The following is a 17,980-nucleotide window of genomic DNA, read 5'->3' on the forward strand; positions in this document are numbered from 1 at the left end:
TGGATAAGGGGGCATGAACAACACCACCGCCCTCGCCTCCTCCGACTCCATCTGGGAGAAGGAGATCGTCCCCCAGCTCGAGCGCTACATCCGCATCCCCAACAAGTCCCCCGCCTTCGAGCCGGACTGGGCCAAGCAGGGACACATGGAGCAGGCGGTGAAGCTCATCGCCGACTGGGCCCAGGGCCAGGCCGCCCACATCCCCGGCCTCAAGGTCGAGGTGGTGCGGCTCCAGAACGAGAAGGGCGAGCCGCGCACCCCCGTCATCTACATGGAGATTCCCGGCGAGGGGAAGGACACCGTCCTCCTCTACGGCCACCTGGACAAGCAGCCCGAGATGGTCGGCTGGCGCCAGGGCCTCAACCCCTGGGAGCCCGTGCGCGAGGGCGACAAGCTCTTCGGCCGCGGCGGCGCCGATGACGGCTACTCCTCCTTCGCCTCGCTGGCGGCCATCCGTCTGCTCAAGGAGCAGAAGCTGCCCCACTCCCGCTGCGTCGTCCTCATCGAGGCCTGCGAGGAGAGCGGCTCCTATGACTTGCCCGCCTACATCGAGGCCCTGGCCCCCCGCATCGGCCAGCCCTCCCTCGTGGTGTGCCTGGACTCGGGCTGTGCCAACTACGAGCAGCTGTGGATGACCACCAGCCTGCGCGGCCTCGTCTCCGGCAACCTCCGCGTGGACATCCTCACCGAGGGCGTACACTCGGGCGACGCCAGCGGCCTGGTCCCCTCCTCCTTCCGCATCCTCCGCCAGCTGCTGGACCGCGTGGATGACGTGGCCACCGGCCGCGTACGCGTCGAGGCCCTGCACGTCCAGATTCCCCAGGCCCGCCTGGAGCAGGCCAAGGCGGTGGCGCAGGTGCTGGGCACGGAGGTGTACGACCGCTTCCCGTGGACCGAGGGCTCGCGGCCGGTGTCGAGCGATGGCACCGAGCTGATCCTCAACCGCACCTGGCGCCCGGCCCTCTCCATCACCGGCGCCGAGGGCATGCCGGCCCTGGGCAGCGCGGGCAACGTGCTGCGGCCCTACACCTCGCTGAAGCTCAGCATGCGCATTCCTCCGCGCGTGGACCCCGTCGCCGCCAGCAAGGCGCTCAAGGAGACGCTGGAGAGCAACCCGCCCTACGGCGCCAAGGTCACCTTCGATGGCGAGAAGGCCAGCGCTGGCTGGGACGCCCCGGCCCTGGCGCCGTGGCTGGAGAAGGCCACCGCCGACGCCAGCCAGGCCTTCTTCGGCAAGCCCTTCATGGCCATGGGCGAGGGCGGCACCATCCCCTTCATGGAGATGCTGGGCAAGCGCTTCCCCGAGGCCCAGTTCCTCATCACCGGAGTGCTCGGGCCGGGCTCCAACGCGCACGGCCCCAACGAGTTCCTGCACATCCCCACTGGCAAGAAGCTCACCGCCAGCGTGGCCAGCGTCATCTCCGCGCACTTCAAGCGCTAGCGGACGGCTACTTCGGGGCCGGCTTCTGCCGGTCCTCCGAACCCTCCTCGGGGCTCTTCTCGTGCGGCTTCACCGTCGAGCGGATGACCATGAACTTGTTCAACAGGTCGAACCAGAACGGGGCCCCGAGCATGATGGCGAAGGCGGTACACAGCCAGCCGAAGATCGGCTGGAACACGTACGCCCAGAGCCAACCCGCGGAGAAGCGCTCGAGCTTCTTGCCCTCGAGCACCTCGCGCTGAGGCCCGGGCCAACCCGCCTCCCAGCCAATCGGCAGCCCGAGGTTCTGCAGCTCCGTGTACCGCTCGCGCATCGGGAGCTTGGGCTGCGACTCGCCCCGGGCCCGCGCCTCGGCCTCGGCGACGACCGCCTTGCGGATGGCGTCGTCCTTGGACAGGTAGTCGATCAGGGTCAGCGAGTTCACGTTCAGCGCGATGGTGATGCCCAGGCCCAGGATGAACAGGATGGCCTGCGTCCGGCGCTTGTACCAACCGGAGACCCGGTCCATCGAGCTGTTGAACCAGCCCTCGATGTTCTTCTGCGCCTGCGCCAGGCTGCCATTGGCCGTGTCGATCGCGATCAGCAGCGCCCGCTGCACGGCCGCGTTCTTGATTTCACCGACCGACGTGCGCAGCCGCTCCAATGAAATCGTCGGCGCGCTCGCGTCGGCATGGGCGACGTTGGCCATGTCGCTGCCGCGGGCGACGATGTCCATCAGCGCCAACGCGAAGTTGCTGGCGGGAATGTAGGACGGGAGCTGGGAGCGACCGGGCATCCGCTGCCGCTTCGGGTCGATCTGCTTCTCGTCGTAGCCCCCCTGGTAGAGGCTGAAGATCAGCGGGTGCTTGTAGAGCGACTGTGCCAGCCCTTCTCCCTTGAGATCGTGGAGCAGCTCCCGGATTCCCAGCTCCAGGTGGATGGCGCGGCTCTTCATCCACCCCTCCAGGGCTTCTCGGACCGCCGAGCAGATGAGGCTCAGCAGCAGGTACACCAGGATGAGACCAATCGCGACGTCGAGGATCTCCGAACCGAACATCGACATGCCCCCCGCATGAATGGACTGCCTGGATTGTAGCCGGCTGGGTCAGCCGGCGCGACGCGGGCGAGCCAGCGCCAACAGCAGCAGCAGCGCGGCCCATGCAACCGCCCCGCTCTCGTGGGCCCCACAGCCACAGCCGGACGAGCCCCCCTCTCCGTCTCCATCCTCGAGGAGATCCACCGCCACGTTGAACTGGCACTCCACCTTGTTACCCGAGTTGTCCGAGGCGGTGAGGACCACGCGCGTGCTCTCTCCCGGAGGCAATACGGTCCCCGCGGGCGGCTCGAACACGAGCTGCACCGGCGAGGCCTTGTCCGCCACCTTCACCTCGGGGTAGCGGATCTCCGCGCCCTCGGGGCCGGTGGGCTCGAGGAACATCGACCGGGGACAGGTGATGGCCGGAGGCTCCGTGTCCTGCACCGACACCGGGATGGTGCAGGTGGCGTTATTGCCCGCCTCGTCCCGCGCCGTCACCGTCACCGGGGTGACTCCCACCGGGAAGGCGCTGCCGGAGGGGTGGCTGTACTCGACGACCGGGTTCTCCGTGAGGTCATCCGTGACGAACACGGAGTAGTTCACCGTGGCGCCCTCCAGGCTGGTGGCCTCGAAGGAGAAGCCCGGCGGGCAGGTCAGCCTCGGCGGAGAGCGATCGCAGATGTCGAAGGCCCACAGCTCATCGCCCAACGTCGGCTCGGTCGCGACGAAGAAGAACTTCGAGCCGGCCAGCGTCAGGCCGCGCGGGTTGGAGCCCGCGTCCCCTGGATAGAGGTCCATGATCTGGACGGTGCCCTCGGGGGTCCCATCGCTCTTCCAGAGCTCTGTTCCATGCACCCCGTCGCTGGTGGCGAAGTAGAGCGTTCCGCCCACCCCCACCATCTCTTGGAGGTCCGCCTCCTCCACCTGGGGCAGCACGTCCATGAGCGGGTAGGTCCCCGCATCCGTCCCGTCGCTCCGCCAGAGCACCTCGCGGTCCTCCTCGGCGAGTCGGAAGAACACCTGGCCGCTGGCACCCGTGAGCTGGCGGGGCCGGGGCCCGAGGATGCCTTGCGTGAGATCCTTCACCAGCACGGTCCCGTCGGTGGTCCCGTCGCTCACCCACAAGTTGGGGCCGGTGACGCCATCATCCGCGCTGAAATACATCCGGTTGCGCGTGACGACCAGGTCGCTCGGCACCGAGTCGGCCAAGCCTCTCCAGATATCCTTGATCCGGAAGGTGCCCGCCGCGGTCCCATCGCTGGTCCAGAACTCACGCCCCTGGGGCCCATCATCCGCGTTGAAGTAGGCCTTGCCGTTCATGGTGACGAACCAGTCGGGGCCAGAGCTCTCCCGGAACCGGAGATCCTTCAGCAGCACCGTGGTCTCCGGAGTGCCCCCGCTCTTCCACAGCTCCAGGCCATTGATGGCGTCGTCGCCCGCGAAGAGCAGCGTGTCTCCCACCCCGGTCATGATGGGCCCCACGTTGTTCCGAGGAAGGATGATGTCCTTTACCCGCACCGTGCCCCCATCCCTCCCGTTGGTCCTCCACAGCACCGAGTCGTCCGTGCTGAAGAAAAGCTGCTCGCCCGCAGCCGTCAGGTTGGAGATCACCCCCGGGTTGGCGGGACCCGGCTCGAGATCCTCCACCAACCGCGTCCCCGCGTCCGTCCCGTCGCTCTTCCACAGCTCTCTGCCGTGGGTGCCATCAAGCGCGGTGAAGTACACCCCGTCGCGGGCCGCCGTCAGGCGCTCGATCGCCGAGCCCTGAGGGCCCGGCCGGACGTCCATCACCGGGTAGGTGCCTTGTGCCGTGCCGTCACTGCGCCAGAGCTCCTGGCCGGTGGTGCCGTCATTGGCCGCGAAGTAGAGCACCCCATTGGCCGCGACCCGGGCAGGGACTCCCGCATCCGGGAAAGCACCTACGGGCCCGGGGCGGATGTCGCTGACCCGCTCCGGCGGCGAGCACTGGTTGTCGAGGGTGCCACGCTGACGCGCCAGGCCTGCCCCGCCGTCATCCTCCGAGAGGGGCCCACAGCCCACGGCGACGCCGTACAGGCCACAGAGCAGCAGCAGGACCGACCGCCAGATCAGCGTGACTCTCATCCGTGAACGCCCCTGGAGAGGGTGGCGAACTCCGGAGCGAGAGCATAGCCGGCCCGGAGGCCCCTACGCCGCCTCCTCCTCGTACGCGGAGGGCTTGAAGTACAGCTCGAACAGCCCGCCCAGGAAGAAGCGTCCAAAGCGACCCACCGCCTCGAGCTGCTCCTGCACGTTGGCCGCGTGCGTTACCCGGAAGGTGGACACCTGCCGGGCGAAGTCCTCCACGGAGATGCGCAGCACGCCCTTGTAGGCCAGCGCCCCCTCGGGGCCCTCGCCCCGCCGCACCGTGACGAAGAGCGTGGTGGTGTCCTCCCAGAAGTCGATGCCGGGGTCGTCGGTCAGCTTCTTGAACCCCTCCAGGAAGAAGCGCTCGCCCGTGTCCGACAGCAGGTGCATCTTGTAGCGCAGCTGCTTGTAGTCGGGCCGCTCCGGGTCCGGCACCAGCACGTGCAACACCCCGCGCGTAATCGTCAGCGGGTTGGCGGACAGGGCGGGCGCCTGCACACACCCGGTGAGCCCCATGGGGTGCGTGGGGTCGACGAGCATCGCCCGGAGGTCCTCCACCATGACGGTGACGATGAAGCGCAGCGAAGAGGCCCCGGGCAGATCCGGGTGGGCGGCCTGCCCGTAGTCAAGGTGTACCGAGGGAGAGATGGTGCCCTTCAGCGTCTCGGTGAAGCGCAGGCCCAGGCGCGGCGCGGGCGCCGGCAGCACCTCGGGCAGCGGCGTGTAGTCGATGCGCCAGCCGTGCCGTCGCGCGAACAGCGCCGCGAAGCGCTCGGAGACCGCGGAGATGGTGAGCAGCGGGTTGATGCCCAGCGAGCGCGGAATCACGGAGCCGTCGCACACGTACAGGCCCTCGTGGACCGCCGTGCCCTCCTCGCCCGAGAAGACCCGACCCTCGTGGTCCACCACGCCCTGCGTGGCGTCCTCTCCCATGACACAGCCGCCGAGCGGGTGGGTGACGAGGATGGCGTTGTCCAGCAGCCGCGCACCCACCGGGTTGCGCACGAAGGTGCCCCCGAGCGCCTCGGTCGCCTTGCGCAGCTTGCTCTCCGCGCGCAGGAAGCTCTCCTGGCGGCCCACGCCGGGCCACACCGCGCGCAGGGAGTCTCCGTCCAGCTTCAGCTCTCCGTCGCCCTCGTCGTGCGTCATGGCGAACAGCGTCTGCGTGTTGTGGACGGCGCCGTGGTAGGGCCCGCGCACCAGGCTCTCCGCCACGCGGGCCTGCTCGGTCACCCCGTCCACGAAGCCCTCGTCCGTGTCCTCGCCGATCAGCGGCGCCACCGCCGCGAACAGCGCGGGCAGGTAGCCCGCCAGCGCGGCCGGCACCGCGCCCTCTTCAATCACCATGCCCTCGTCGAGGTACGGCGCGTCGCGCTTGTCGATGATGCCGGTGATGCTCGGGCCCACCGGCTCGTGGTTCTTCTCCCGGTGCTCCCCGTACCCCACCGCGTTCACCGGCACGTCCAGGTTGTACCCGAACGACATCACGTCCCCGTTGCCGGAGAAGTGCCGGCCCAGCTCCGGCGACAGCGACAGCCCCGCCGCCCGCGAGCGCAGGAGGAGCTCCGTGGAGCCCAGCGTCCCCGCCGCGAGGACCACGTGGTCGGCGGTGAGGAACTGCAGCGGCGCGTCGAACAGCTCCCGCCCCACGCCCACCAGCCGGTAGTACACGCGCCAGTTGTTCGCGCCGCGCTCCACGTGGTGTACGGCCACATGGGTGAACAACTCCGCGCCGTGCAGCTGCGCGTCCGGCAGGTAGTTCATCTGCACGGTGTTCTTCGCGCCCTCGTTGCAGCCGGTGGCGCAGTCGCCGCACAGCGTACAGGCCCGCTGCCGCAGGCCCGCGGCGTTGAGCCCCTCCTGGAAGGAGATGGCCAGGGGCGGGCGGTAGAAGCGGCCGCCCGTGAGCGTCGCCGAGCGCTCCAGCGCGTCCATCTTGCGCAGCCTCGGGTGCCGCTGCGGGTAGGGCTGCGGCGACAGCATCCGCTGGGCGTGGGAGAAGCCGTCCTCGAGCAGGCCGTCGAGGTCCTCGCGGAAACCCCTGGGCCAGCTCTCGTCATCGAGGACGCGGCGCTCCGGAGGCAGCACCACGCTGGCGTTGATCAGCGAGGTGCCTCCCAGCCCACAGCCGGTGACGACAGCCAGATCCCCCAGCATGTGGAGCGAGAGCAGCCCCGTGGGAGAGCCCACCCGGAGCTTGCCCAGCATCGAGCCCCCGGGCCCGGTCATCTGCGTGTCGCGCAGGAGCTGGGAGTTGTTCCGGGGGAACTCTCCCGGCATCCGCTCCTTGCCGCGCTCCAGCACACAGACCTTCTGACCCGCACGGGCCAGCCGCGAGGCGGTGATGGCGCCTCCGTAGCCGGAGCCCACCACCACCACGGGCCAATGCCCACTCAACCTGTCCAGAGAAGAAGCCAGCCGTCGCATTGTTCGCTGCCGCCTCTAGCGGCTCGTCCACCAGTTCTTGAACTGCTTCCAGGAGATCTTCCCGGTGCGCTCGGTGTCGATGATGTCGAGCGCGATCTGAAGCTCTTCGTCCGTCACGTTCTGCCCGAGCGCCTCCAGGAGCCGAGCGAACTCGGGCGCCTCGATGGAGCCCGTGCGGTTGCGGTCGTACTTCTGGAAGATGTCGAGCAGCTCGTTGCCGGAGCTGGTCAGATCATCCACAGCCGCATGCTCGGGTGCGAGCGCCTGGGTCCCGGCGGAGGTCGTCTCCACGACCAGGGGCCGATCGACCTCGGGGCTGAAGGAGGCGCCCGTCTCGCTCGAAGCCGGCGCGGCCTTGGGGCTGGCTTTCTTCTTCGCCTTGGGGCGGGAGGCGCTCTTGCGTGCCGGGGGGGCGGCCTTGCGAGCCGGCTTCCCGGCTGCCTTCCGGGCAGGCTTCGCGGCAGCCTTGCGCGCGGGCTTCGCGGCGGCCTTGCGCGCCGGCTTCCCCGCGGCCTTCTTGGCGGCCTTCCGGGGTGACTTCGCGGCGGGCTTCCGAGCCGCCTTCTTGGCGGTGGTGGTGCGCTTCGCAGGCTTCTTCTTCGCGGCAGCGGCCTTACGGGCCGGCTTCTTCTTGGCCATCGTGATCCCCTCCCAACGGTGTGGGGGCATCGTATCTGTCCGGCGCCCAACACGTCAGGGAATTGGCGCTGGCGGCCGCTTCCGGTCCGTAAGCGAGCGCGTCCCGGGTTGACGCGGGCCCCTTCCCTTCCCCTCGGAAACCCTTGGGAAATGAGCCTTTGGCGCCCCGCGCGGAGGTGGCAACCCCCTTGCACAAGGGTTGGGGCGAGGAACGAAGGAGCCCCGCCCATGTCCCGCATCGCGAGCACCGAGATCATCACCCCGAAGGCCCTCTCCGCCGAGGCCCGCGAGCAGCTCATCGACGCGCTCTACGCCGTCCACCAGCAGATCTTCGACGGGGTGGAGCGGGAGTCCTTCGCCAGGTACGTGGTGCTGTCGAAGGCCGAGCACACCTGGATCCAGGTCCACAAGAACGAGGCCCAGGAGATCGTCGGCTACTTCGCCTTCCACATCTTCGAGCGGCGGCTCAACGGGGCGCTCACCGCCGTGTTCCGGGCGGAGGCGGGCTCGCTGCGCGAGTACCGGGGCAGCAACGTAAACGTGCGCTTCGGGCTGACGCTGGCGCTGCGCTACCTGCTGCGGCACCCGGGCCGGAAGGCGTTCTACCTGGGCTCGCTGGTACACCCCTCCAGCTACTCGATGTTCGCCAAGTACTGCGGCGAGGTGTGGCCACGTCGCGAGGCACAGACGCCTCCGGAGTTGAGCTCCTTCATGGATGGGCTGGCCAATGAGTTCGGCCTGGAGCGGGTGGACCCGGCCAACCCGCTGGTGCGTCAGGTGGGCTGGCAGACGCGCGAGACAGAGGCGGAGCGCGAGTACTGGCGGCACTGCGACAAGCCCGCCGCCCGCTTCTTCATCGACGCCAACCCCGGCTACGTCGAGGGGCACGGGCTGGTGACGGTGGTGCCGGCGACGGCGGCCAACATCCTCCACCTCATCCGCGTGATGGGTGAGCGCAAGCTGCGCCAGCCGGTGCAGGCCGCGGTGTCCCTCGCGCGACGGCTGCCGATGGGCGCGCGCATGCTGCGCTCGGAGATCGTTCGACAGCTGAAGGCCGCCCCGCTCTTTGCCCACTTCGATGAGGGCACGCTGAAGGCGGTGGCCGCGCGGGCGCAGATCCTCGACATGCCCGCCGGGCAGTACGTCTTCCGCGAGGGTGACACCAGCAACGAGCTGTACCTGCTGGCCCGGGGCGCCGCCTACGCGCTGGAGGGCCGCGAGGAGCAGGTGGTGAACGAGATGGGCAGCGGGGCGGTGTTCGGAGAGATCGCCATGCTGGCGGGGGAGCGCCGCTCGGCCTCCATCCGCACCGCCACGGCTTCGACGCTGGTGCGCATTCCTCGCGAGGCGCTGGTGCCGCTGCTGGAGGGCAACGTGGGCCTGTGCCAGGGCGTGTGGCAGACGTTCGCCGAGCGCCGCTTCGAGTCGCTGGTGCGCGGCACGGCGCGCTACGGGCAACTGGGCCGCCAGGGGCGTCAGGCGTGGCTGCGTCAGGGAGAGCACCGCGAGCTGGCGCCGCACCAGGTGCTCACGGTGGAGCCGGGCTCGCACCTGCTGGTGCTGTCGGGCGCGGTGGAGTTCGCCCACGCGGCGCCGCTCATGGCTCCCCAGGGCGGGCTGCTGCTGGAGGTCGAGCGCCCGCTGCGCGTGGTGGCCCAGGAGTCCGCTCGCGTCGTCCTGCTGCCTCGCGAGGCCACGCTGCCCCGCGAGGCTTCCCCAGCGCAGGCGGCCTGAGCTTCACGGCCCCTGCGCGCTGGGGAGGTACAGCGCTCGCTCAATCCCTAATCAATGCAGATGTTCCGCACGCAGCAGGCCCAACACACATCGTGGCTCCCGCCAGCGGCCTTACAGTCGTAGACGCACTGAGCCATCTCAGGAGTGATGCTGGGAACGTTGGCTTCCGCGCTGAGGCTGGAGGCGTTGGCCGACGCTCCACCCAGGCCCAGGCCGAACAGAAAAACGGTCGCGGTGATCAGCTTCTTCTTCATCTCGAGCTCCTCCCGGAAGTGCGCCCCTCGTCGAGGCGTGGGCAGAGCATACTATGCTGCGCACATGACCGAGCGACGCGCGTTCCGAGTGGCGCTTCTCCTGTGGCTGGCCGTGGGCTTCGGCGTCTGTGGCAGCGGCCCCACCCCACCCGCGCTGGCCAAGGACCCTCAGCTCACCTTCGAGGTGGCCGTTCCCACCGACACTCCCGTCAACGCGGATGTGTGGATCTCCGGCAACCATGCCGCGCTCGGCCAGTGGAACGGCTCGGGCCTGAAGCTGACGCGCGCTCCGGACGGGCGCTACACCACGAGCCTCTCCCTGCCCTCGGGCACCGCGCTCGAGTTCAAGGTGACTCGCGGCTCTTGGAACACCGTGGAGAAGAGCACCTCCGGCGAGGAGACCTCCAACCGCACCCTGCGCGTCGGCACCCGCTCCGAGCGCGTCTCCCTCACCGTCGCCCGGTGGGCCGACTCTTCCAGCCCCCTGCCTCCGCACACCGTGGCCGGCAACGTTCGCTACCTGCGCGACGTGGCCTCCCGCCACCTGCCTCGCAAGCGCGACGTCATCGTCTGGCTGCCTCCCGACTATGACGCCAACCCCAAGCGCCGCTACCCCGTGCTCTACATGCACGACGGGCAGAACCTCATGGACTCCGCCACCTCGTTCTCCGGCGAGTGGCGCGTGGATGAGACGGCCCAGCAGCTCGTGCAGTCCGGCACCGTCGAGCCCCTCATCATCGTCGGCGTCTACAACACCGAGGACCGCTTCTCCGAGTACACCCAGGTCCAGGACACCGGCGAGTTCGCCCACCTCGGCGGCGGCAACGCGGATGCCTACGGGCGCTTCCTCGTCGAGGAGCTCAAGCCCCTCATCGACAAGACGTTCCGCACCCGGAAGGGCGCCAGCGACACGGGGCTCGCGGGCTCCTCGCTCGGGGGCCTCGTCACCCTGCACCTGGGCCTCAAGTACCCGAACACCTTCCGCCGCCTGGGCGTGGTGTCGCCCTCCGTGTTCTGGGGCAACCGGGACATCGTCTCCCGCGTGAAGGCGCTCAAGAAGAAGCCGTCCTCCCGCGTCTGGGTGGACATTGGCACCGAGGAGTCACGCGGCAGCCAGGAGACCGTGGACGACACCCGCTTGCTGCGCGATGCCCTGGTGGCCCAGGGCTGGGTCGCCGGCAAGGACCTCCACTATGTGGAGATCCCCGGCGCCTTCCACACCGAGAGCGCCTGGGCCGAGCGCTTCGACGACATCCTCCAGTTCCTCTACCCCGCTCCCGCTACGCCGGCTCGATGAAGTTCAGCCGGTAGCCGTCCGGATCCGTGAGGACGATCTCCCGCGTGTGCCAGGGCTGGCTGGTGGGCCCTTCCACGTCCACCCCCTGCGCCAGCGCTCGGGAGGCCACCGCGTTGATGCCCCCTTCTCCCGCCCGAAACCCCACCAGCACGCCAAGGCCCCGCCGGCCCTCCAGCCCCGCCCCCGTTGGCACGGAGACCAGATAGACGTCCGCGCTCTCGCCCCACCGCAGGTGGATGAAGGGCGGCTCCGCCTGCACCCGCTCGAAGCCCAGCCCCTCGTAGAACCGCGCCGAGCGCTCGGCGTCCGAGACCAACAGCTTCACGAAAGACATCATCCCCGCATCGATCGCCATGCCTGCTCTCTAACGAAGGGCGGCGATGAAGGCCAGAGCCCGGCCACGTGCGTTCACTGGCCGCGGCTCAGCCGCTGCACATCCACGAAGGGTCCTGCCTGGAGCGAGCGGGTGAGTTCGGCCCATCCCTCGGGGTCGCCCGTCACCTCCGCGAGCAGATCGCGGGGCACGGTGAGGCTCTCCAACGACTGGCCCTGACGGTCCAGCACGGTGAAGTCCAAATCTCCCGTATCCGACGCCACGCCGGTGAGCCGCAGCTCGGCGCCCAGGGGCAGCGGCGGCTCCTGCATGTCGCGCAGCAGCAGCAGCTTGAGCTCCTCCAACGCCACATCGTCCAGCCCCGCGTCAAAGGCCAGGAGCTTCTCGCGCAAGGCCTCCCAGCTGAAGACGACGCGCGCCTTCAGGGCGTCGCCCAGTTCGCGCTCGGCGGCGCTGGCACCCGCCCCAAATGCCCTGTTGAAGCTGTCGAGGGCGCTGGCTTCCAGGGCCTTCCAGTCGTCGACCTTGTTACGCGGAAAGGCCGCCATCCACTGGCCGCGTCCCACGTCCAGGTAGCTGAGCCTCGGCTCCATGCGGACGGTGCCCTGGCAGTGCGGACACGTTGCTCGCTGGAAGGTCTCATCGAGGATGGCCTGGCGCAGGTCGGGCCGCCGGTCCGCGTTGACGCTGGCGCACAGCTCGAAGGAAAAGGAGCGGTCGCAGCTCGGGCAGTTCAGGTCGGTCGGGTTGAACAGGGACACGGAGCGTCCTTTCTGGGGTGGGGCTCAGGGGATGACGATGGGCACGTGCATGCTCTTGCCGTCGTAGGCGGTGGCACCGCAGCGCGCGTGGGCCCAGTCGCCTCCCACCGCCGAGCAGATGCGGAAGGTGCTGATGTTGGAGATGGGCACGTTGATCCCCGGCGTGTCGCAGCGCCCGCTGTAGCTCCAGGAGAGGCTGCGGTTGACGGAGTTGACGCCGATGCACGGGCCAATCCACGCGCCGGTGTCGCGCCGCTGCACGTCGATGGAGTACTGGGCGCCCGTCTCCTCCTCGCTCCAGCTCAGGTCCACGAAGGGCGTGGTGCCCCCGGGGAGCTGCAGGAAGACATCGTCGGAGACCCCATCGTAGGCCGTCTCGACGAACGGTCCCCACGTACCGTTGTTCGAATAGAAGATGCGGAAGGCGGCGATGTCTCCCTTGTTCACCATGCGGCTGCCCGCGCTTGGGCACACGCCGTTGAACTGGGTCTTGTTCGCCGTTCCGATGAGGCCCGTGTAGATGCACGGGCCCACCACCGAGCCATCGCGCAGGACGAGATCGAGCGAGTAGCTGTACCCGCTCAGCCGGGTCCACCGGACCGAGACCTGGTTGAGCGAGTGCATCGCGCCGTCGGGCTTGAAGGCGATGCGCTGCTTGTACGTGCTGCGCGAGGTGAAGTTCCCCGCGGGCTCGAAGGCCCCCACGTGGAAGATGTTGAAGTACTCGCCTCGGCGATCCACCACCACGTTGTGGCCATGGCTCTGGATCAACGCCCCGGACGCATTGCGCATCGCCTGCGAGAGCGGCCGCACCGCACGCGCCCGGGTGAGCTGGGTCACGGAGTCCGCCATGATGTAGTTCATCGCGTACTGGCTGTTGAACCAGCCCGTGCTGAAGAGCAGGTAGTAGATGCCATTGCGCTTGAAGAGCTCGGGGGCCTCGTTGATGCCCTCCTCGTGGCCAGGGAGGGCGTAGAGCGCCGGGCCCGCGTGGTTGTAGACCGTGCCGGGCGCCGCCGTGTTGAACGAGGAGATGTTGTTGCCCCGGTCGAACCACACATAGAAGAGCCAGCGGCCCGAGGTGTCATTGAAGGTGGCCGAGTCGATGCGGATGTTGCGGTTGCAGCCCTGCGCCGTACAGGCCGAGCCGATGGTGGTGCGCGGATAGGTCGTGTTCGGGTTGATCGGCTGGGGCGCACCGAAGTTGAGGTTCAGGTCGGACGCCGTGGCCACGAAGGTCGTCACGTCCTGGCCGGAAGCCGGGCACGCCGCACCGTTGGGGACCCTCTGGGCCGAGAAGTAGAGCTGGTAGAGGCCGTTGAACTTGCCCAGGTCCGGCGCCCAGACCATGCAGTAGTCGTAGGTGGGATCGGCCGAGGAGGGGTTGTAGCCGCGCTTGTAGTGGAAGCTCGTGAGGTCGCTGCTCTCGTAGAGGGGGATGGACCACGCGTCTCCCGTGCCGGTGAGGAAGAACAGGTCATCGTGTTCCTTGTGGACGTCGGGGTCGGCCAGCCCCCCCACCAACAGCGAGCGCGCGTAGAAGTTGGCGCCACGCGTGGTGCAGGAAGCACCCTGGAAGCCCTCGTCACAGACGCAGACCGGGCTGCCGGCGTTGTCCTTACAGACGCCATGTCCGCCACAGGTGACGCCAGTACATACCGCGGCCGCCGCCAGCTCGGAGGACACCGCAGCGCCGCTGGGAGTGGGCTCGGGGCTGTCGTCCTCCATGCCGGCACAACCGAGGAGCGCCGCGAGGGCGATGAACGAGGCGAGTGTCGATGGAAGTCTGGGATGCATGGTCCCTCTCAAAGCCTTGGAGTGTAGATTGGCTCGTACACCGGGCATGGCCTTGATTTCCAGCTTTTCACAGGAAAACTAATTTAGAATGCATCCCTCCGACACCGTCATGCGGGAGCTGGCCCAGGCCGCCGATCCCGAGAAGGCCGCCTTCCTTCCCCGGTTCTTCAAGACAGGCCCCGGGGAGTACGCCGAGGGGGACCGCTTCCTCGGGGTGACTGTTCCCCTCCAGCGCCGCATCGCCAAGCGCCACCGGGACATGCCCCTGGCCGAGCTCGAGGCGCTGGTGCGCAGCCCCATCCACGAGCACCGCTTCACCGGCTTCCTCATCCTCATCGAGCAGTTCCAGGCCGCCGAGGCGCCCACCCGCGCGCGCCTCTTCGCCTTCTGCCGCAAGCACCTGAAGCAGCTGAACAACTGGGACCTCGTGGACCTGGTGGCTCCCAAGCTCATCGGGGCGCACCTGATCGAACACCCGGAGCTTCGGCCCATGCTCCACACGTTCGCCGGCTCTCCCTCGCTGTGGCGGCGGCGCATCGCCATCATCACCACCCAGGCGTTCATCCGGCGGAGAGATCTCCAGGAGACGCTGGTGCTCGCCGAGCGCCTCCTGGATGACCCGCACGACCTGATCCACAAGGCCGTCGGGTGGATGCTGCGCGAGGTGGGCCAGAAGGACCTGACCGCGCTGGAGTCCTTCCTGGAGCGCCATGCCCAGAGGATGCCGCGCACCATGCTGCGCTACGCCCTGGAACGCCTGCCGCCTCAGCGCCGCCAGGACTTCATGGCGCGGTAGCGGGCTTGCGGCCGTACTTCTTCAGGGCCTCCATCAATCGGTCCTGCGGCATCGCGAAGACTCGAATTCCATCCGCTCCCGTCATCGTCTCCGCGGCGAGCATGGCGTTGAGGATGGCCTCCTGCGTGGCCTGCACGGTGGCCTCGAAGAGCGGGTTCATCCGGTCGTTGGCGAGCATGGAGACCGTCGAGACCGGGGCCTCCGCCGCCAGCGTGGTCTGCGTCGAGAAGGCCAGGAAGATGTCTCCCGAGGAGTCCTCTCCCAGCCCTCCCATCCTCGAGATGCCCAGGGGCACCCGCCGGGCGATTCGCTCCAGTTGGTGCGACAGCAGCGGCGCATCGGTGGCGACCACGACGATGATTGAACCCGAGCCCTCGGGGAAGGACGCCTTGGAGGCTCCCTTCGGCGTACATTTGGGCATGCGGGTGATGAGCGGGTTGGAGGGCGGCTGGTCGCTCGTCGTACAGGCCTGGAGGTCCGAGATCTCCTCGCCCACCGGCACGCCCGCCACGGTGAGTTGGTGGCGCTTGCCGTAGTTGCACTGCACGAGCACTCCGACCGTGTAGCCGCCTTGCGCCTCGGAGAGCTTGCGCGAGGCCGTGCCGATACCGCCCTTGAAGCCGTGGCACATCATCCCCGTCCCGCCTCCCACCCCGCCCTCCGCGACCGGGCCCTTGCTGGCGCCGTCCATCGCGCGGAAGACGTGCTCGGGTTTGACGTGGAAGCCCTCCACGTCGTTCAGGATGCCGTCGTACGTCTCCGCCACCACCGGCAGGCCGAAGTCCCACGAGAGCCCGCGCTTCACCGCCCAGGCGATGACGGATTGATGCACCGTGCCCACGCTGAAGGTGTTGGTCAGCATCACCGGGCCGTAGAGGAAGCCCGACTCGTCCAGCCAATGCGAGCCCGTCATCTCCCCGTTGCCATTGAGCGCGTACTTCGCCGCGAAGACGGGCGCGGCCGAGGCCTTGCCTCGGGGCCACACGGCGGTGACTCCCGTGCGCGCCGGGCCCTTGCCCACCACGAGCTTGCCCTGGCCGGAGATCACCGTGGTGTGGCCCACCTCGACGCCCGGCACGTCGGTGATGGCATCCAACGGCCCCGGCTGTCCCCCGAGGGGGATTCCAAGGTCCCGGGCCCGAGGCTTCGCGGGCGCGTTCTGGGCGGCGCCCTCGCGGGACAGCCCCAGCAGGCAGAGCACGAGGAGCGGGAGGAGCAACGTCCGGCACGGTCTCATGGGGAACCTCCTAACAGGCGCACGCTTTGGAGCGAAGCACGGTGATAGGGTGCGCGCCCCGTATGCTCCCCGAGTCCATTCGCAAAGCCATCTTCTGGGCCAGTGACTTCGTCTGGGGTCCTTGGACGATGGCCCTCCTCCTGGGAGCGGGCCTGTTCCTGACGTTCCGCTACCGCTTCGTCCAGGTGACCCGCTTCCCCGAGGCGGCGCGGACCCTCATCCCCGCGCAGCAGGAGGGCGCGAAGGGAGCCCTCTCCCCCTTCCAGGCCTTCATGACGGCGCTGGGAGCCTCCATCGGCACGGGCAACATCGCCGGTGTGGCCACCGCCGTGGTGTCCGGTGGGCCGGGCGCCGTGTTCTGGATCTGGTGCTACGGGTTCTTCGCCACCGTCATCAAGCTCACCGAGGCCGTGCTGGGCATCCGCTACCGGAAGATTTTGCCCAACGGGCACGTGTCGGCCGGGCCCATGCACTACCTGCGCGACGGGCTCCGGGCGCCGCGCCTGGCGTGGATCTATGCGCTGGTGGCTGGCGTGGCGGCCCTCACCACCACGCCCTTCACCCAGCCCAACTCCATGGCCGTGGTGCTGGAGAGTCAGTTCCGCATTCCCACGTGGGCCTCGGGCGTTGGCATCGCCGTGCTCGCCTGGCTCGTCATCATCGGCGGGGTGCGCTCCATCGGCCGCGTGGCCGAGAAGCTGGCTCCGCTGAAGGTGGGGCTGTACCTGGCCGGCGGGCTGTGGGTCATCCTGTTCCACGCGGCGGAGGTGCCCGCGGTGTTCTCCCTCATCTTCCGCGAGGCCTTCTCGCTGGAGGCGGCTGGAGGCGGCGCCGCGGGCGTGGGAATCATGGTCGCCATGCGCTACGGCATCGCCCGGGGCATCTACGCCAACGAGGCCGGGTACGGCACGGCAGCGGTGGCCTATGGCAGCGCGCGCAGCGAGCAGCCGGTGCAGCAGGGGCTCAACGCGGTCATGGAGGTGTTCATCGTCTCCTTCGTCACCTCCTCCATCAGCGCGCTCACGGTGCTGGTAAGTGGGGTGTGGCGCTCGGGGCTGACGAGCACGGCGCTGGTGGCCTCGGCGTTCAATACCGCGCTGCCCACCGTGGGCGGCTGGGTGGTGGCCTTCTGCTCGTTCCTGTTCGGCTACACCACGCTGATCGGCTGGGCGTACTACGGCGAGCAGTTCCTCGAGTACATCTTGGGCACGAAGGTGGCCAAGCCCTACCGCTGGGTGTACTGCGGCCTCATCTACTTCGGCGCCGTGGGCAAACCCGAGACCGTGTGGGCCTGGGGTGACCTGATGAACGGGTTGCAGATCTTCCCCAACCTGGTGGGACTGCTTGGGCTCACGGGTGTGGTGGTGGCGGCCCTGCGTAAGCACGCGAAGGCGCAGCCCTCGGCGGCCGTGGACCGGGGTGAGCCCTCAGCGTAGGGGCAGCTCTCGGAAGACGATGTCCTGCTCGTAGCCCAGGCGCCGCGCTGTCTCCACGAAGCGCTCGCTGCCGACGATCATCTGCATGAAGTCGCTCATCCGAAACAAGTCCAGGTCCTGAGGAAGGGAGGTCGCCTCCAGGATGGGCTCGTCCGGGAGCTTCCACGCCACGCGGCCACACTTCACGCACGGAGCAGGCCGATCGGCGGGCAAGCAGTCCGGATGCACCCGTCCCCGGGGCAGCAACTCCATCTCCAACAACTCGGGTGGGTCCTTCCGTCGATAGCGCAGTTCGGTGCGGCAGCCCTTCAGTCCTTGCAGACCTTCGGATTGCAGGCGCTCCAGCGCCTCGCGCTTCATCAACAGCGCCCAGCAGTACTCCATCACCAGCGGGCAGAACTCGCCTTGGGCCTTACCCACCAGCGGGCCCAAAAGGGCTCCAGGCCGGAGGGGGACACCAGGGGGCGCCAGCGGACGCACCTGCTCGCGCAGTCGCTCGAACTCCGCATAGTCCTCTTCCAGCCTCGCCAGGTACTTATCCCGCTCGGGCAGTTGGGACAGGTCCACCGAGGGGTAGCGCTCCGAGCCAGAAGACCAGATGGCGTCACACACAGGGCAATGCACCCCTGGCAGCCCCCACTTGTTCGCAGCGTCGTAGGAGTAACGCCGAACACGCGCCTCATCGACCCAGTAGAACCTCATGTGC

15 protein-coding genes are annotated in these 17,980 nt (G+C 68.6%); 5 read left to right on the forward strand and 10 right to left on the reverse strand.

Annotated features, from left to right (window positions below; translation table 11 throughout):
* The first annotated feature begins 13 nt into the window (after window positions 1-13).
* Window positions 14-1,441 (forward strand): M20 family metallopeptidase, encoded by a 1,428-nt coding sequence (locus SYV04_RS39005; RefSeq protein ID WP_321551154.1) that lies wholly within the window; start codon window positions 14-16, stop codon window positions 1,439-1,441.
* Window positions 1,442-1,448: 7 nt separating this feature from the next.
* On the opposite strand, the gene SYV04_RS39010 is transcribed toward SYV04_RS39005, so the two are convergent.
* From SYV04_RS39010 to SYV04_RS39025, 4 genes are all read right to left on the reverse strand, one after another.
* Window positions 1,449-2,483, reverse strand: a complete 1,035-nt coding sequence (locus tag SYV04_RS39010; RefSeq protein ID WP_321551155.1) for a hypothetical protein — start codon at window positions 2,481-2,483, stop codon at window positions 1,449-1,451.
* 42 nt (window positions 2,484-2,525) lie between these two features.
* Window positions 2,526-4,559, reverse strand: coding sequence for an ELWxxDGT repeat protein (locus tag SYV04_RS39015; RefSeq protein WP_321551156.1), 2,034 nt, complete (start codon window positions 4,557-4,559; stop codon window positions 2,526-2,528).
* 63 nt (window positions 4,560-4,622) lie between these two features.
* Window positions 4,623-6,959, reverse strand: a complete 2,337-nt coding sequence (locus SYV04_RS39020; protein WP_321551157.1) for a GMC oxidoreductase — start codon at window positions 6,957-6,959, stop codon at window positions 4,623-4,625.
* A gap of 45 nt (window positions 6,960-7,004) precedes the next feature.
* Complete coding sequence (locus tag SYV04_RS39025; protein ID WP_321551158.1) at window positions 7,005-7,628, reverse strand: EF-hand domain-containing protein; 624 nt, start codon at window positions 7,626-7,628, stop codon at window positions 7,005-7,007.
* A 228-nt stretch (window positions 7,629-7,856) separates the two neighbouring features.
* Here SYV04_RS39025 and SYV04_RS39030 point away from each other — a divergent pair, with 228 nt between their 5' ends.
* Window positions 7,857-9,362, forward strand: a complete 1,506-nt coding sequence (locus tag SYV04_RS39030) for a cyclic nucleotide-binding domain-containing protein (protein WP_321551159.1) — start codon at window positions 7,857-7,859, stop codon at window positions 9,360-9,362.
* A gap of 47 nt (window positions 9,363-9,409) precedes the next feature.
* On the opposite strand, the gene SYV04_RS39035 is transcribed toward SYV04_RS39030, so the two are convergent.
* The gene (locus tag SYV04_RS39035; protein ID WP_321551160.1) at window positions 9,410-9,616 is read right to left on the reverse strand and encodes a hypothetical protein; all 207 of its coding nucleotides are present in this window, start codon (window positions 9,614-9,616) and stop codon (window positions 9,410-9,412) included.
* Window positions 9,617-9,680: 64 nt separating this feature from the next.
* Between SYV04_RS39035 and SYV04_RS39040 the strand changes: the two genes are divergently transcribed.
* Entirely contained in the window at window positions 9,681-10,913 is a 1,233-nt protein-coding gene (locus tag SYV04_RS39040) for an alpha/beta hydrolase-fold protein (protein WP_321551161.1), read from the forward strand.
* Here SYV04_RS39040 and SYV04_RS39045 read toward each other — a convergent pair.
* The 3 genes from SYV04_RS39045 to SYV04_RS39055 are packed head-to-tail and all read right to left on the reverse strand — an operon-like array spanning window position 10,897 to window position 13,805.
* Window positions 10,897-11,268: a VOC family protein gene (locus SYV04_RS39045; protein WP_321551162.1), complete on the reverse strand. Its 372-nt coding sequence runs from the start codon at window positions 11,266-11,268 to the stop codon at window positions 10,897-10,899. The genes SYV04_RS39040 and SYV04_RS39045 overlap by 17 nt on opposite strands.
* A 53-nt stretch (window positions 11,269-11,321) precedes the next feature.
* Complete coding sequence (locus SYV04_RS39050) at window positions 11,322-12,008, reverse strand: CpXC domain-containing protein (RefSeq protein ID WP_321551163.1); 687 nt, start codon at window positions 12,006-12,008, stop codon at window positions 11,322-11,324.
* Between the two features lie 24 nt (window positions 12,009-12,032).
* On the reverse strand, window positions 12,033-13,805 hold the full coding sequence (locus tag SYV04_RS39055; RefSeq protein ID WP_321551164.1) for a family 43 glycosylhydrolase: 1,773 nt from the start codon (window positions 13,803-13,805) through the stop codon (window positions 12,033-12,035).
* An 88-nt stretch (window positions 13,806-13,893) separates the two neighbouring features.
* Here SYV04_RS39055 and SYV04_RS39060 point away from each other — a divergent pair, with 88 nt between their 5' ends.
* Entirely contained in the window at window positions 13,894-14,601 is a 708-nt protein-coding gene (locus tag SYV04_RS39060; protein ID WP_321551165.1) for a DNA alkylation repair protein, read from the forward strand.
* Here the strand turns inward: SYV04_RS39060 and SYV04_RS39065 are convergent.
* On the reverse strand, window positions 14,588-15,838 hold the full coding sequence (locus SYV04_RS39065) for a DmpA family aminopeptidase (protein WP_321551166.1): 1,251 nt from the start codon (window positions 15,836-15,838) through the stop codon (window positions 14,588-14,590). The genes SYV04_RS39060 and SYV04_RS39065 overlap by 14 nt on opposite strands.
* Window positions 15,839-15,900: 62 nt before the next feature.
* Between SYV04_RS39065 and SYV04_RS39070 the strand changes: the two genes are divergently transcribed.
* A complete protein-coding gene (locus tag SYV04_RS39070; protein ID WP_321551167.1) occupies window positions 15,901-17,274 on the forward strand; it encodes an alanine/glycine:cation symporter family protein in 1,374 nt (457 codons plus the stop codon).
* Here the strand turns inward: SYV04_RS39070 and sitI6 are convergent.
* On the reverse strand, window positions 17,266-17,976 hold the full coding sequence (sitI6, locus tag SYV04_RS39075; protein ID WP_321551168.1) for a SitI6 family double-CXXCG motif immunity protein: 711 nt from the start codon (window positions 17,974-17,976) through the stop codon (window positions 17,266-17,268). The two genes, SYV04_RS39070 and sitI6, sit on opposite strands and share 9 nt — an antisense overlap.
* Window positions 17,977-17,980: the final 4 nt, after the last annotated feature.

Source organism: Hyalangium ruber, from assembly GCF_034259325.1.
GTDB classification, from domain to species: Bacteria; Myxococcota; Myxococcia; order Myxococcales; family Myxococcaceae; genus Hyalangium_A; species Hyalangium_A rubrum.

What these genes read in the sequence shown, in the direction of transcription:
- SYV04_RS39005 (WP_321551154.1), top strand. Translation starts at nt 14, where the DNA reads ATGAACAACACCACCGCCCTCGCCTCCTCCGACTCCATCTGGGAGAAG.
- SYV04_RS39010 (WP_321551155.1), bottom strand. Translation starts at nt 2,483, where the DNA reads ATGTCGATGTTCGGTTCGGAGATCCTCGACGTCGCGATTGGTCTCATC.
- SYV04_RS39015 (WP_321551156.1), bottom strand. Translation starts at nt 4,559, where the DNA reads ATGAGAGTCACGCTGATCTGGCGGTCGGTCCTGCTGCTGCTCTGTGGC.
- SYV04_RS39025 (WP_321551158.1), bottom strand. Translation starts at nt 7,628, where the DNA reads ATGGCCAAGAAGAAGCCGGCCCGTAAGGCCGCTGCCGCGAAGAAGAAG.
- SYV04_RS39030 (WP_321551159.1), top strand. Translation starts at nt 7,857, where the DNA reads ATGTCCCGCATCGCGAGCACCGAGATCATCACCCCGAAGGCCCTCTCC.
- SYV04_RS39035 (WP_321551160.1), bottom strand. Translation starts at nt 9,616, where the DNA reads ATGAAGAAGAAGCTGATCACCGCGACCGTTTTTCTGTTCGGCCTGGGC.
- SYV04_RS39040 (WP_321551161.1), top strand. Translation starts at nt 9,681, where the DNA reads ATGACCGAGCGACGCGCGTTCCGAGTGGCGCTTCTCCTGTGGCTGGCC.
- SYV04_RS39045 (WP_321551162.1), bottom strand. Translation starts at nt 11,268, where the DNA reads ATGGCGATCGATGCGGGGATGATGTCTTTCGTGAAGCTGTTGGTCTCG.
- SYV04_RS39055 (WP_321551164.1), bottom strand. Translation starts at nt 13,805, where the DNA reads ATGCATCCCAGACTTCCATCGACACTCGCCTCGTTCATCGCCCTCGCG.
- SYV04_RS39060 (WP_321551165.1), top strand. Translation starts at nt 13,894, where the DNA reads ATGCATCCCTCCGACACCGTCATGCGGGAGCTGGCCCAGGCCGCCGAT.
- SYV04_RS39065 (WP_321551166.1), bottom strand. Translation starts at nt 15,838, where the DNA reads ATGAGACCGTGCCGGACGTTGCTCCTCCCGCTCCTCGTGCTCTGCCTG.
- SYV04_RS39070 (WP_321551167.1), top strand. Translation starts at nt 15,901, where the DNA reads ATGCTCCCCGAGTCCATTCGCAAAGCCATCTTCTGGGCCAGTGACTTC.
- sitI6 (WP_321551168.1), bottom strand. Translation starts at nt 17,976, where the DNA reads ATGAGGTTCTACTGGGTCGATGAGGCGCGTGTTCGGCGTTACTCCTAC.